We start from the raw sequence: 15704 nt of genomic DNA, 5'->3' as shown, positions 1-15704 counted from the left end.
TCTAGGGCTTTTACAGTGTAAAATCAATAATATGCAAATGATGACCATGCCACAACGCCCGTCTTATAAGGGCAATCCGCACCTACGTGTACGACCGCACGTCGGGGTCATTGCGCTTGGCAATGCAATCGGGAATGCGATTGTTCAAGGTGCTATTCAATCTGATTATGAGAAGCGACTAAAACAACAAAATGAAATTAGTGCATCGTTGAATCAAGCCGGTCGAGAAATCAGTCAAAACATTCGTTTTGAGATTGATACACCAACGTTCGATTTTTCTAACCTAGTAGCACAAGGGTACAGTTACGATGGTGGTAGCGAATCTGTTCGTGACGTATCTGCACTAGTAGCTAATTCAACAGAACTATTTAACGATCTAGAATTTAAACAACTTAAACTTGATGCTAGAACGGCGAAAGTTAATTCGTTTGATTATAGCCGTTATAAGTTTGGTGGTGAAAATGGTGTTTTTGATCAATATGACTTGCCGGGAGTAGTTAACGAAGAGTTATTGAGTGCGGAGATTAATCGATACTTTGATGAACATATGGACTTTGGTTTAAGTGGTTTGAATACTCCTATGCCTGATTCAACCCATGAAAGTATGGACACTTACTATTCTAGTAAAGAGTTTCTAACTGATGCGTCTATGTTTGTTGGAGGCATGTCTTTGACTGCCAATGTATTGAGTGGCGTTGAATATCTTCCTGATAGTAGAGGGTTTAATATTGGCTTCAGAAGGCAAGCATTTGACCCATACTTCTCATTTGGTTCTCAATATATGGGAAGAACATTGGAGGTTGGCTCGCTAATGGATAAGAACTTTATTGCTTCTGCTAATGTTAGTACTGATACAATGAAACCTTTACTACTGGCTGGAGCAAAGTATCTAACCACAGGAGCTAATTTGCTTACGCCTGTCGTTGGTTTTGCGCAAGCTTATAATGAAGCTCAGATGAGTGGGTGGAATTCCGGAGAAACTTTGGCAACAGGTGGAAAGGCAATATTTGATACTTCACTAGGATTCCTTGCTTCAGCCAACCCAATTGCTGCATTTGCAGCTCCTGCATATATTTTAGGAGACATAGCTTTATCAGCCATGGGTACAGATTGGCGAGGTGCTGCGGAAATTCATTCTCAACAGACAGAACGGTTAATCAAAATGGGAATGAGGCCAGCAGAAGCTTTAAATCTTGGACCTAAATATTAAGGAGAGAATGAAAGTTGGTTAATCCATTTTTATATATATTTACGGGGATATATGACTATCAATTGAGGTGGGGGGAACCCCACTCAAGAGCTAGAAATATAGCTGCTATGACAACATGCTTGCCATTAAGCTTTCTTGTTGTATCAATGTATTTAGCTTTAGCTAAAGTACTTAAATTAAATTTTCTTGAGATTACTAAAAATATAGGTATGCATCTTAATATACCTTGGGAGGCTGTATGGGTTGCGTTTGTTATTCCGCCTTCTTTTTTAGTTGTTTATGTTGTATGCCTTAAAGGTAAACAATACTTGGATTATTATGAAAGTGATTTCAAAAGCAGTTATTTTCAAGTAAAGGGATTACTTATTACATTAGGGTGTTTGTTTTTTGGCTTTTTCTGCATGTATTTATTTGGTTAGTCTGAAAGGTTTTTAGCTAATATAAATTAACACAGACACCCATTGTTAATTGCTGAAATCTAAATTGCTGAAATCTACTGAAATCTAAGGGGTCAGAGTTAATTGATTTAATTGATTTTGCTCTGGCTCATTCTCTACTCTTTAAAACCGCCAAGCCAGTGTAGAAACCACATTAAGAGTCAGCGGCATTACAGCGGATAATATGGCGCATATTGAAGTGCCGCAAGCCGAGCTTACTTATGGTCAGCAGTATTATTTTGATACCACCACGCTGTTACCACAGTGGGGGCATTTCATTAACTTTGAAACCATGGTGATGGACACCAATGGTCATTATCAACCATTGGCCAACCATGCAGCGAACAGCTGGTTAAGTAATAATGACGGGGTATTAAGTGGCTCGCCGGGGCTAGATGATATTCCGCCAGTGCCATTAAGCCTGAGAGTGATTGCCGATGATGGCTTAGGCAATAAAGCCATTATTGAATTAAGCATCAAAATTGATGGTCCAGTGGCTATTCCTCAAAAGCCGATTGAAGCGGTCAGTGGTGAAACGCGGGTGATTCAATTAGCCAATATGTTCGGCGGTTTTGAAATATCCCGTTATGAATACCGTATTATTCCACTCGATGCCGACGGTAATGACTTACCAATAACGGCAGATACGGTATTACCTGAGGTGGTGAGCTTTAACGAACAAACTGGGCGTTTAGAGCTGCAGCTTGGTGACAAGATGGTGGGTAACTATCGTATTGATTCCACCGCCATTGGCGTGAGTGAGCCTGTGGCTACGCCATTTGCGATGGCCATGAGCTTTGGTGTTGAATCAGCGCCAATGACCTTTGGTATTGAGTCATTCTCAACCAATGAAACCATTACTCGTTCAAGTTCGGTGCTACTGAATTCAGGGCCACGAGCGACCGAAGAGCACTACGCATATCAATACGATGAAGCCGGGCGAGTCACCCGAGAGCGCCTTGACGGCATCAATTCATTTGGTGCCCCCGTTAGCGAAGATAGGGTGTATGTTTACGATGACTTAGGCCGTGTAATGCTATGTAATGTAATTGTTGGTGCTTTTTAGATATAAAGACCGTTAACCTTTTAGAAATGCTTCATGGGCAGTTGATTCCTTTATATCTGATTATAAAAGTTAATTATATTTCAACGGGCTAATAATTTAATTTAGCTATCATAAATAGTTATTCAATTTTCCTTCAAAAACTTAGTTTTATCTCAGTGCAGTTACAGTAGTGGGTAATAAACTAATAATAAATAGTAGTAAGTAGCAAATGAATTTAGTTGTATTGCATTTAAGTGACATCCATATAAAGTCTGAAACAGATCCTATTTTAAGAGAACATTCAAAAATTGCTCAAACCTTATACTCACACATTAATGATGATTCGCATGTCGTTATTTTAATTTCTGGTGATATCGCATTTTCTGGTTCGGCACCCCAATACCTTTTAGCAGAAACGTTTTTAAGAAACATAGAAAGTAATTTAAAGGAAGAAAGGGATGTTCCTGTTAAGTTTGTTTTATGTCCTGGAAATCATGACTGTGACTTCTCGAGCAATCCTATGCGAGAATTCACAATAAAAAGTTTGCAATCAGACAATATAGAAGCGGTTGATTTAGAAGTTTTATCAGGGTGTACATCTCATCAAAATGAATATTTCGAATTTTGTAGTAAATTTGAAAACTCTTACATTGAAAGAGATAGATTGTGGTCTACGCAAGAGTTAAATGTTGGTGATAAGAAGGTAGTTTTTGAAGCGGTAAACCTATCTTGGGCGTCTAACTTGAAGGAGCAGCAAGGTAACTTAATGTTTCCATTTGCAGTATATTCAGAAAAAGCTAAGTTAAGCGCTGATTTAAGGTTTTCGGTTTTGCACCATCCCTTAAATTGGCTGAACCAGTCATCATATAGAAGCTTTAGAACTAATTTACGTTCTATTTCTGACTATGTTATTACAGGCCATGAACATCTTAGTAATGCAATTAATCATGACGATGTAGAATCAGGCGAGACCATTATTATTGAGGGGGGAGTATTACAAGAAGGTAGTTCCATGCTTTCGTCGACACTTGGAATAATTACCGTTGATTTAAGAGAAAATATAAACAGTTATTTTACCTTTGAATACTGTTCTGACGATCAAATATATAAACCCATACATGAAAAGCAACTGTTACGCACTGCTAACAGTTGCCAAAATTCATTTAGATTTAATCAAAATTATAAAACAAAGCTTGAAGACTGTGGCGGTTATTTTAAACACAGTAATGTAGCTAATTTAAAATTATCTGATATTTTCATTTACCCGAATATAAAAAAAGAAACTAGGCAAAAAAATAAACCTGCTAGCATTTCATCTAAACGTCTACTCAACGTAAAAAAATTTCCAAAAGGCATTGTTTTAAGTAGCGAAGAAAAAATCGGTTCAACGAGTTTGCTTTATACATTGGTGTCAGAATATTCTGCGCAAGGATTGCTACCGGTATTAATTAGAGGAAGCAGTATTAAGCAAAAAACAGAACACAATATTAATTTACAAATAGAAAGAGCTCTCAATGCGCAGTTTGATAGTAGCGATATCATTAACAAGTTTAATCAAGAACCAACTCATAAAAAAGTTTTGCTAATTGATGATTTTCATGAAATTAAAATAAAGTCGGAAAAAGCTCGAGATGAGGTACTGGCTTACCTAATGAGTAAATTCCATAAAGTGATTATCACTGTCGATAGTATGTATGAAATTGGTGAGCTTGCTTCACAGGATGATACTTCTACATCAAAATTATTTGAACACTATAAAATTGAAAACTTTGGCTTTGTAAAACGAACAGAATTGATTCGAAAGTGGTACTCGATAGGCCAACAAGATAATGAATCTGAGGCTGAGATAATTGCAAAGTGCAATAAAGCTGAAAAATTAATGGATACGGTAATGGATAAAAGCTTAATTTCACCGCATCCTATTTATTTGCTGACATTTCTTCAAAGTATTGAAACGGGACAATCAGGTCAGCTGACAGATAGTGCTTTAGGACACTACTATAGTTATCTGTTAAATCAAGGCTTTTTAGATGTTGGTATTTCAGCAGATGCTATTGGTATTGAACTTGATTATGCCATGCATTTAGCAAGGCATTTTAACTTACAAAACACTTTTATAATAACTAAAGAAGACTTCAAAGAATTTAATCAAAACTATTCAGATACGTGGCATGAAAAAGAGTTTGCTAAACAAGAGCAAATTCTCGTTAAAGCTAAAGTGTTAATGAAGAATGGGGATGATTACGAATTTAGATATTTGTATAACTATTATTATTTGTTAGGGCGTTATTTAAGTCAGCATATACTTGAAACCCCAGTGCAAAAAGAAATAGCAAATTATATAGAGCACTTATACGTTAAGAAGTACGCAAATACTATTTTATTTTTAGCGCACCATACTGCTTCAGATAATATATTGGTATTGATGAAAGAAGCAGCAGATAAATTATTTGAAGATAACATAGCTGCGGATTTCAATGGTGGTTGTACTGTAGCAAACGATTTAATTCAACATGCTCCTAGCTTGGAGTTTAATAAGAAAACACCTCATGAAAACAGGCAAGAGCTTAGTAAAAAGAAAGAAATTGTTGAACAACGCAACCCAGATAACTTTTTAAAGGATGAGGAAGAAGATCCTTCAAATTTGAATTTGGCAACAAGACTTACCATGCTTTTTAAGACGGTTGATATATTAAGTCAAATAATTAAATCTAACCCGACTAAGTTTCAACGCCCGAAAAAAGTTGAAATATTAAAATCTATATTCTCAGCTCCCTTAAGAGCGTTACAAGATTTTTATAACTTTTTAGAAAAGCATCCTAATGCCTTAATAGAAACAATCAATTTTGATCTTGCGTCAAAGTCTAACAAGTTGTCACAAGAGGAAAGGGAAACTATTGCTAGGCAAGCTGTCTCTAGAGTTATTCAAGGAGTATCTGGTTCTTTTATAATCAAAACAGCCCAAATCGTAAATTCTGAGGTGTTACAGCCTGATGTACCAAAAGCGGTTCAGGACAATAATACTTTAGCATTTGAATTAATTGATCTAGCCATTTCACTAGATAACCATAAGCCAATTCAAAGAAGCAAAGTTAAATATCTATTTGATAAAACAGAAGAGAATATGGTTGCCAGAAAAGCGTTCGATGTGATCATCCTGAATCGCTTACATATGTTTAAACCTTACGAACAAGATATGGTATGGCTGGAAAGCGAGTTAAAGTATAACTTAGATCAACAGCATAAAATTGGTTATAGCAAGCAACATAAAGTTTCAAGGCTAACCCATAAGCGTTAAAAATTGAAATTAGATATTAACTTCCCACTTTTTTGTATTTATGTTGTGTCGCGGCCAATTAATATTGGCCGCTATTATATTCAAGACGAGATGCACATTTAAATTTGAATACTTATTTAGGTACTGTTCCATGGTATATCTAATATTCTGCTGGTGATATTTATAAGACTTCTCTTTGAATCAAATACGGTGCTAATTTCCGTAGATTTTAAGCTACAGGAAATAGCTTAACGATCTTATATCTAATACATCCAACAAGATTGTAGTGCCTACCTTATTTGATAGTTAGTTATATTTGGCTTAGCAGAATTATAGCTATTACAACAAACTAGCAACACATTTTTACGATCTCATAGGGTAATAATAACTGAACTTGTAATGTAGTGTAATGTAATTGCTTTTATAGCTTGTGATAAAAATGACTAGCTAATAAGTGCCTTTAGGTAACTTCACCTACAAACCATCTGTTTAAAAGCTGAAGTAAGACGCCTGCATTAGAGTGAGTTTTCTAACTGTAATTTAGCCATAGGTATTCATAGGTATTAATTCAACGTGTTGTTTTACAATGATTTAAATAACTTACTTGATTTTACTTAATGTGTACTCGTTAACGCCAATAAATCAGAAATGTGTGATTGATAGGAGTTGTTATGCCTGATAATAAATCAATAAAAGCGCCATTAGATGCTCAAAGAGTTAATTTAAGCCAGCCCTATGAGGTTCGAAACTGGTGTCATAAATTTAACTGTACTAAGGATGAACTTGAAAAAGCTGTAAGTGCCGTTGGTACATGGGCTGATGATGTAGAAGCTTACCTTAAGCAACAACGTTAACTCGTAAAGCCTGTTATGTAGACACTAATCCACGGTGTACATAACGGGGGAGCTTTTTAATTTAATGGTTTCCTAGCAGAGTTTTTATAGGGAAGCGACGTCTAACACTGTAATAAGAAGTGAGTATCAGTGTGGAAAATGTTTCTAAAGATCTTATTAATCCTTATCTTTCAATATTGCTTGTCAAGTGTGAAGAATCCCATGTTCATTATGATTATCATAAAGCGATACTTGCAACCTTACTTCCTAGCTTTGGAGAAATTGCACCTCAAGATATATCTGAAACAATTTCCGATGAAATTGGTGACGTGGGCACAGTGCAATATACTTGTTATAAAGAAGTTAAGGCACCCAGTTGGTTGGTAGGAGGAGAGTATTTAAATACTGAATACCATGCAATCATAACTTTTCAAGTAGATACTTATTTAGGTATCTATTTTTCTGATTCAACAAAGAAAGATGAAATACGAGCCGAGCTTGGATCGTCAAAGCTTGAACATTTACATCCGATAAATATAAAACAACTTAATTATAATTTTATAAATGAAGATGAAATAAGCATGCTTTGGCTTTCTGGTACACATGGACGAAATAATTATAAAGCCGATTCTAAAGTGTTAGGTGGAGAAAGTGTCGCGGATACTCTAGATCCTTTACTTGACCAATCATATATGATGTCAGCCGTGAGAACATATATAGCAGGGCAAGATACTACTTATGGTATTAATCCTTTCAAGTCTTCGATTTGGAGAGGGCCATGTAACTCGTGGCAAAAATTTGAAGATAGGGTTATAGAGATTTTAGATCAACTGAGAAATAACCCTCAAGAAGTTGAAAACCCTATTAGTATACTTTCTTATCCAATATCTCATGGGGAAGATTTAAAAGTTCCTTATGACTTTACGTTGCTTGATTATGAGTTTTTACAGGAAAAAGATGGTCAGTATAGGAAGGAGTTACTGAGAAAGCTAAAATATGATTATCGAGCCGAATTGAGGGATCCGTTTGCAGAATCCGGTGAGCTGTTGTTGGATGTATATTATTTAAATAACAAGGTTGGAGAGCTAACCGTAACGCCTGAAATAATTGATTATAAAGTTAAATTTACAATTAGTAATATCTTAGTCAAAAGTGGAGGAAAACGAGCTTTTGAACAATATATTAAAGTGTTTCAATACCCTGATTTAATCAAGTGTTGGTATGAGTCAGGACATGCAATTGTTAATGGCATGATATTTAAAACAGGTTATAAAGACGTAGATTACTCTAAGTTTATGTGGACCTATTTTGATAATCACGATATTACCAAGGAAAAGCCAGGAGTTACTAAAACTAATGTGGATTTAAGTAAAATTGGCTTAAATAATTCTCTTTTTTGCTGGGTAAAAAATAACTGGGATGGTTTATGGTTAGAGCAAAAGGACTTTCAAATCAATGATTCCCCGAAGGGTTGGTTGTATTGTGATGATGGTGCAGGAGAAAAGGCAGATTTCATCCATCTCGTTAACTATCAAGGCTTGGAACTAATATCACTTATACATGTAAAAGCGGCAAAGTCAGATAAAAATACTCGAGATTTATCTGTAGGTGTTCATGATATAGTTTTAAACCAAGCAATCAAAAATATTCGCTATTGCAGCCGGAAAGCTCTTCATGAAGCGCTAAATGAAAGGTTTAATAATTCTGAAAAGAAACTATGTTGGTATGATGGCACAGAAAAATCGCCAATAGAGTTTCTGGATTACTTAAAATCGATTAAAGATAATAACAATGTAAAAACCAGAGTTGTTGTTATTCAGCCTCATACACAAAGATCAAAGTATGACAATGCACAAACCAAAAATAGACGCAGACAGTTAGATGTGTTGTTAGTTAGTGCAGAAAATACAATTCAATCGACAGGGGCATCATTTCATATAATCGGAGTTCAAGATCAAGTTGAGTAGCAATTTGATAGCTTTATTCTGAAAGATTTTTGTAATGATGGGCTTTGAATCAAGTCAATACCTTGATTTTATATTTCATACCTTAAAGCAAGCCAATTCAATGACATTATTCCTAACAAGATTAGTTTCTCCTCTTATTTAAAATATTTTTATGAACGACTGCTATTTATTACGGGATATTTTAGTTAAGTAGCTGATTGCTTGTTATTTAGGTAATCATTTTAAGAAGTATGTATTTAGAGGGAAGCATGTTAAAAAATCCTAATTTTGAAATGATTGTAGGGCTGGTATCACCGATAGGTGTTGATTTAGATAAAGTTATCCAATATATCCAAGATGCAATTAGCGACTATAACTATGAAGTTCACGTTATTCAGGTAGCTGATTTGCCAAATGTGCTAATAGAAGAAAAAGAACCAATTAGTCGAGGCTTAATTGATCAACTTAGCTCCAGTATGCCAAAGCTTCGTGAAATTGCTGATAGCCAAATAGCTTCTGATGACGTTCAGGGGGATGATATATATGCTGCATTGATTGTTAATCAAATACAAAAGATTCGTGCTGCTGATCCTGATGTTACAAAACGTCTATATATTCTTGATAATTTGAAACACCCTCAAGATATTATCTCTCTTCAAAGAGTTTATAAGAAAGCTTTTTATTCTGTAGGTGTGACAGCAGATATTAAGCAGCGAATTTTATTTAAACACCCTAAAACGCTGGCGAAACTTTCGATAGAGGACATTTTGGCTGATGAACAAGGGCTCAATAAAGCCGCTACTGAAATTTATGATGATTTTTATTTTGTCGCTAATGATGACAATTTAAACAAATGGGCAAATTCAATTAGTGAAGCTTATCAACTATCTGATTATTTTATAAATTTAGGTGAGTTCCCGAAAGAGGTTGAACAAAAATTACCTTCTGTAATTCAGCGATTTGTTGATTTAATTTGCGGTGCGCCAATTATCACTCCAACAGCAAGAGAGCATAATATGTTTTTAGCGTATATGTACTCATTGCGTTCCGCAGATTTATCAAGACAAGTTGGTTCAACGATTATTAATGATTCTCAAGATATTCTGGCTTTAGGAGCTAATGAGGTACCTGTTTCTGGTGGTGGTCAATATTGGGCAAATGAACAATATTGTGCCCATACCAGCGAAAATGAACTTTTGCTTAAAGAGCAAAAAGATCAGCGAGATTTTGTTTTAGGTTATGATGCCAATGCCAAAATTAAAGAGTCTATATTTGCTGAAATTGTTAATACATTAAAAAATAACGCATTAATTACTAATGCGGACGATATTGATCAAGAAGTGATGAAAGCGCTAAAAGATACATCGCTAAATGATATTACTGAATTTGGTCGAGTAGTTCATGCTGAAATGTCCTCATTGATGGCGGCTGCAAGAAATGGTGTTTCTGTAAGAAATGCCCATATGTACTGTACTACTTACCCCTGTCACAACTGCGCAAAGCATATTATTGCATCTGGTATTCAAAGTGTTGAATACATTGAACCATACCCAAAAAGTAAAGCCACTATACTGCATAAAGACTCTATTTTTGATAGTGATGCCATTATTGATGAGACTGATTTAACAAGAGAGGAAGTGATTGAAAAGCTAGTTTTGCATATTGTTAACACTTATTTTGAAACGCCTAACAATGACTCAAAAGTTCAATTTAAACCTTATTCTGGGATTGGCCCGAAAAAGTATCTAGATCTTTTTTCAATGAAGTTAGGGGATGGCCGAGCACTAAAAAGAAAAGAAAAAGATAAGTCTAATGTTGTCTTTCTAAAGCGTTCAGCAGAGCTTATGCCCAGAGTACCTGTAATTGTATAGCAGCTTAAGTTTAACGAGTTACAGTTTTTAAATGTGATTGATGCTGTTAATGATGGTGCTCTTGAAAAAATAATATTGGAATATAAACAAGAGATTAGAGTATCAAACGCAGAAAGGTTTAATTCTTACATCAAATACTGGGAGCCAAAACACAAGTGGGGCTATATTAAGTCAAAACAACCTGGCAAAGACTATGGCTTTAATTTGTCAAACTTAAGCGAAAACAGTGATGAAGGGTTAATAGAGATAGATGCACACGTTAACTTTACGTTAAAGCAAGGAAGTGATGGTGTTTATTTTGCTGATGATATTAAATTTGTACAAGCGGAAGCTAGTGAGTTTATTCCAACTATTAAATCTTGGAATAGTGTTAAAGGCTCGGGGTTTATTAATTCAGCTGCTGGAAAAGATATAGTATTTTTTAAGGATAAAATAATTAGTGGTAATTTAGAATCAATTTCCCCCGGCGATAAAGTGGAATATAAGTTGAAGGTTAATCATAAAAAAGTACCTTATGCCGTTGATGTGAGTATTGATAACTAACTACTTATTTTTATTAATTTAACTATGTTTAAATGTATTACTTGTTAATTTACGTGATTATTAATCCGTATATTTGTAAGAATAAGGGGCTATTGCATTGTTTTAACAGCTTAGCCCTTTAAATACTACTGTTAATATTTTTTGCACATTGACCTAGTTAGTTAATTGAATTTTACCTCTAACAAAGTCTCTAGTTAAATCATACCGTTCACCCTGTTTGGGGCATTACTTTTATATCTAATTAAGTGAATTCATGGAATTTAAATCTCATAAAATTAAAGTTGATCAAAGCAATCCTTTTTATCACGATAAGTTAAACCGTAAACCACACGTCGATAACTTCTCTATCCTATTAGAGAACGTTAAAGCTCCTACTGTTTTCTCTGTCAATGCACCATGGGGGCAAGGCAAGACTACCTTTCTTGAAATGTTACACGCAAACCTTAGGAATAAAGGTAAACATTCTATTTTTTTTAGTGCTTGGGAGACTGACTTTGCTACAGATCCATTGCAAGCATTTATAGGAGAAATAAACAATCAAATAGAATTGCTTATTAATGGTGATAAAGAGAAAAACAAAGCGTGGGAGACTACCAAAAAGGCTGGTGCGCATATATTAAAAAAAGGTGTGCCGGCGTTTGTCAAAGTTGCTACCGCTGGAGTTCTAGATACTGAAAAATTAATTGAGGACGAGACGGCCAAATTATTGGAAGGCTTTACTAGTGACTTTTTAAAAGATTACACCACAAAAAAGGAAGCTATCAGTCAATTTAAAGCTGGCGTTGCCAAAGTGCTAAGTAATAAAGAAGGTGGTGCTACTCAACTATTTATTTTTATCGACGAATTGGACAGGTGTCGACCAACTTATGCAATTGAATTACTCGAGCGTGTTAAACATCTTCTTGATATTGAGGGGCTGGTTTTTGTGCTGGCGATGGATAAGCTGCAATTATCCCATAGTGTCAAAGGTGTTTACGGTAATGATTTTGAAGCGTTAGGTTACTTAAGGCGTTTTATTGATATTGAATACACATTACCTGAAGCTGATTTAGGGGCTTTTATCGAACATCAGTTTGTCAATTTCGGCTTTAATACTTTTTTTCAGGCACGCATGCAGTACAGTGAGTTTCAATACGATGGTCAAAATTTAAAGGATATATTCAAAATCTTAGCCAACGCAAAAAGGCTATCGCTGCGTGAAGTAGAGCAGCTTTTCTCGAAAGTCAATTTAGTAGTTCTAGCAACAGGTCAAGGAGTTCGCCTTTACCCTATTTTATTAGTATTTCTCCTTATCGTTAAGGAATATTATTTCGAGGACTACGATAATTATATGAACAAAGGGAATACACCAGAAAAGCTTATAGAGATATTATATTCATTAATACCAGAATCAGAATTAGTGGAATTGCACATAGGGGCACTTATAGAAGCGTTTCTAATTGCAGCGAAAAATTTGGACGACAATAGCAGACTTGGAATGTCATTATCTCGGCATCAAAATATGTTAAGCGCAGCTAACGGGTCTAAAGAACAAATACGTTACGCTAGAAAAATCATTGGCATTGTCGAAAGTATCGATAGATATAACAATACAATTAGCCTAACAAGTATTAAGCACCGTATCGACATGATCGAAGCGTTTGATTTTGCTGACTAAGTGACTAACAAGCCGTCTAGATTTTTTAATTAGTTTTGGAAGTGGCTTACAATAGGAAAGCTTTTAGTACATGAAATTTCGCGACCTTATTCACTCTGTCTATGGGAATAAAATTACGTTCAAACTGCCTATTAAGTCTGGCAACCACGTCTATATGTCCATCCAAAAGAAAGATTTTTGTAACGATAAGCGCTGTGTTGTGTTGGTTAACAGCGAAAATTTTCTTCAGCTGTGGCGAAATGAGCCTTGGAGTATTCACGATGAAGAGCGAATGGGCAATAAACATACATGGCCTAACGATAGAAAATACCCAAATGCAGTTAAAGTCTTTTCTCATGGCGAGGAAAGCCCTGTCCCTCTAGCAGAAGTAGGTGCAGACATACATGATGAGGTAAAAACAATCTACCAAAGAAAATGGCTCTTATTTAACGTTAAAATAGGGGTAGAGCGGCAGCGAACACCTTTCGTCAGTTTTAATGATGGTATCACGAGAACACTATGGTTAATGGTCAATGGCGCTGAATACTTCCTGGTTAAGTGTGATGTTCCTAGCGCTTTAGTTCTAGCGCAATATGCTGGCGTTGATACTGATGCCTATATTACTGTTGATGACTTATTTAATCGTGTGGCTCACCTTAATGTTCCTGCTCATGAAAGACCGTTAACAGATGTTGAGCTTATTGCATATGCGAACAATCCTTCGAACTTGGTAGAGTTTGGCCAATGCGATGCAAATGCATGTCGTTTTTATCGTAATTATCAGTGGCGAGGTGATATAAGCATTTATATAGGTAAGGCGCAGCGGTTTAAGGATGGTAGATTATGGGAGCCTGTCGATCATGTCTGGAACGTATTGTCTTATCGCACTGCTAACGGCGAGTTAGCAACTAAGGTCGTCGATATTATTAACTATAAAGCTGGTGTTGCTGGCGAGTACCAAAATCATCAAGGCGAAGAAATCAGTATTGAATCGTTAACAAAAAGAAAAGAATCTAAGCATTTAAACCATCTTTGATATTAAAGGTAATAAAGCAGTACATGAATGAGAACTACAATAAAAGGTTATGCCTTTTCCTCGATATTTTAGGGTTTTCAACACTCGTAAAATCAAATGAATGTAGTAAGGTGCATCAAGTCATCGGTGACATTAAGAGCACGCTAAAATCAAATAAAGAATTTATGGAAAAAATTGGAAGCGAGCCAATTGCAACCACGTTTAGCGATTGTATTGTGTTGTCTGTTGCAGCAAAAGCACCTGAAGTTGAAGAAGCTGCAAATATTTTGGCTACAGCCACGGTAAAAATGCTACAAGATACCTATCTTAACCAAAAGATTGCACTTCGTGGCGGTATGTCCTACGGAGAGTTATATCATGCAGAGGACGCAGTATTCGGTCCAGCTATGATTAAGTCTTATGAACTTGAGAGTCAGTTTGCTGATTGGCCCAGAGTTGTTTTTGATAAATCGGTTATTGATATGCTTTCTAATAAGGAAGCTTTACCTAGTGTCGGCATTAAGGATTACTCTGACGGGTTTTGCGGCGTAGATTGTTTATCGAGAATTGAAGATGTTTTACATAGCGAAGTGTCTACCTTATTTTCATCCGACGCTGGTAAAGAGGCTTTTGAACAACTTCATCAAGTAAGTAATATTACCCAGCAAAAATTGTCGGATAGTTATGGCAACCCCAAGGTGTATGCTAAGTACTTAAAGTTAAATTCTAGGGTTTATTCGGTAATGAAGACCTTTGGTCAAATACCTTGCATAGAGTAAAGGTATTTTTGCTATATAAAGAAGTAAAGAGTATTGCAACGTGAATACCAGTTTTAAGCAACAGAACCTGCAAGAAATTGAACAAAATGGGGACTGTAACGGTATGATTTAACACTGAGCTTTGAGTCGACTACTTATTGGGGAACGCGCCCACCAGGCGTCTCAAAGTCGTTTGAACGGGATAGATTTGGGGCAAAATTGGGGTGAAAAGGAAACCATAGGAGACTACCTTAAACCAAATGGAGATTTTGAAAACTCATATAAATAAATGTCTAGAGAGGTGTTTGGTGGTTTAAGTTAGATTATAGGAAGAGTTCGAATCTCTCCGTCACCGCCATTCTTTATCTAGCCCGTTAATTCTCTAGGGTTCTTTAATATCAAGGCGTGTAGCTAATCTAGTAATAAGTCGATTGGTACAAAAAGGTGGTACAAAATGCCTTTTATGACTAGTCCTTTCAAACATCTTAAAACAGGCGTTTATTTTTTCCGTCATTTTCTTCGATGCGCAGCCAAAGCAGAGTAAGCTCTGGCCGCTAGATAACAAGGAAAATAAAAGGATTATTTATAAATGCTATGCAAACTGCTATAAGTAACCTTTGTTTAAAGCGTTAGATGAACTAAGGAAGGTTTAGATGAAATTTCAAATACTTAAGTTAATGTCTATTTTTTCACTCGTATTTGCATCGTGTGCAGGTGCAAAAAACTATACTGACGTAAAGTTAACCCATATAAAACCTGAAAAAGCTAATGCTCAATGGATTAGAGCCAAACAGTTCACGCCTCGTTACCCTATGGAGCTGGCAATGAATGGTATTGCTGGTTGTGGTGTATTTAAAGTTACCGTAGATGAAAACGGTAAAACAGGTGATGTTGAATTGGTTAGCTCAATGCCAAAGAAAGTGATTTATAAACCAGCAAAAAAGGTTATAAAAAGTTGGGAGTGGAAAAATGTTTCCGGTGAGCCTAACTTGACTGAAGAAAAACTCATTCGTTTAGATTTTTGCATGGGTGGTAAAACTGAAGCGAAAGCTAAGGCAAGGTGTGCTGAACAAGCAAAATTGGAGTGTAATGCGTAAGTTTACCTAACAAGTCAATCATGGCAAGGGCGCAAT

At 35.8% G+C, this 15704-nt stretch carries 12 protein-coding genes; all 12 read left to right on the top strand.

All coding sequences use genetic code 11. The features are described from left to right. On the top strand, positions 1 to 1210 hold a 1210-nt coding region (locus tag ACOB82_RS13420), incomplete at its 5' end, for a hypothetical protein (protein ID WP_448213483.1). Between the two features lie 14 nt (positions 1211 to 1224). Beyond that, the gene (locus tag ACOB82_RS13415) at positions 1225 to 1629 is read left to right on the top strand and encodes a hypothetical protein (RefSeq protein ID WP_448213482.1); all 405 of its coding nucleotides are present in this window, start codon (positions 1225 to 1227) and stop codon (positions 1627 to 1629) included. Between the two features lie 202 nt (positions 1630 to 1831). Next, positions 1832 to 2713: a hypothetical protein gene (locus ACOB82_RS13410; RefSeq protein ID WP_448213481.1), complete on the top strand. Its 882-nt coding sequence runs from the start codon at positions 1832 to 1834 to the stop codon at positions 2711 to 2713. Between the two features lie 208 nt (positions 2714 to 2921). Then, entirely contained in the window at positions 2922 to 5990 is a 3069-nt protein-coding gene (locus ACOB82_RS13405) for a metallophosphoesterase (RefSeq protein ID WP_448213480.1), read from the top strand. Between the two features lie 650 nt (positions 5991 to 6640). Continuing rightward, positions 6641 to 6823 (top strand): DUF3606 domain-containing protein, encoded by a 183-nt coding sequence (locus tag ACOB82_RS13400; RefSeq protein ID WP_448213479.1) that lies wholly within the window; start codon positions 6641 to 6643, stop codon positions 6821 to 6823. A gap of 131 nt (positions 6824 to 6954) precedes the next feature. Beyond that, positions 6955 to 8769, top strand: coding sequence for a hypothetical protein (locus tag ACOB82_RS13395; protein ID WP_448213478.1), 1815 nt, complete (start codon positions 6955 to 6957; stop codon positions 8767 to 8769). A 248-nt stretch (positions 8770 to 9017) separates the two neighbouring features. Then, on the top strand, positions 9018 to 10619 hold the full coding sequence (locus ACOB82_RS13390; protein ID WP_448213477.1) for a deaminase: 1602 nt from the start codon (positions 9018 to 9020) through the stop codon (positions 10617 to 10619). Positions 10620 to 10652: 33 nt separating this feature from the next. Beyond that, positions 10653 to 11162, top strand: coding sequence for a cold-shock protein (locus ACOB82_RS13385; protein ID WP_448213476.1), 510 nt, complete (start codon positions 10653 to 10655; stop codon positions 11160 to 11162). Between the two features lie 253 nt (positions 11163 to 11415). Further along, complete coding sequence (locus tag ACOB82_RS13380; protein ID WP_448213475.1) at positions 11416 to 12819, top strand: KAP family P-loop NTPase fold protein; 1404 nt, start codon at positions 11416 to 11418, stop codon at positions 12817 to 12819. Between the two features lie 154 nt (positions 12820 to 12973). Continuing rightward, positions 12974 to 13834, top strand: a complete 861-nt coding sequence (locus ACOB82_RS13375) for a plasmid fertility inhibition factor family protein (RefSeq protein WP_448213474.1) — start codon at positions 12974 to 12976, stop codon at positions 13832 to 13834. Positions 13835 to 13857: 23 nt separating this feature from the next. Further along, a complete protein-coding gene (locus ACOB82_RS13370; RefSeq protein WP_448213473.1) occupies positions 13858 to 14592 on the top strand; it encodes a hypothetical protein in 735 nt (244 codons plus the stop codon). A 632-nt stretch (positions 14593 to 15224) separates the two neighbouring features. Then, entirely contained in the window at positions 15225 to 15668 is a 444-nt protein-coding gene (locus tag ACOB82_RS13365; protein ID WP_448213472.1) for an energy transducer TonB, read from the top strand. The last annotated feature ends 36 nt before the right edge of the window (positions 15669 to 15704 follow it).

The sequence above is a fragment of the Colwellia sp. MEBiC06753 genome (assembly GCF_053470325.1).
This window is presented reverse-complemented; position numbering and strand designations above follow the sequence as displayed.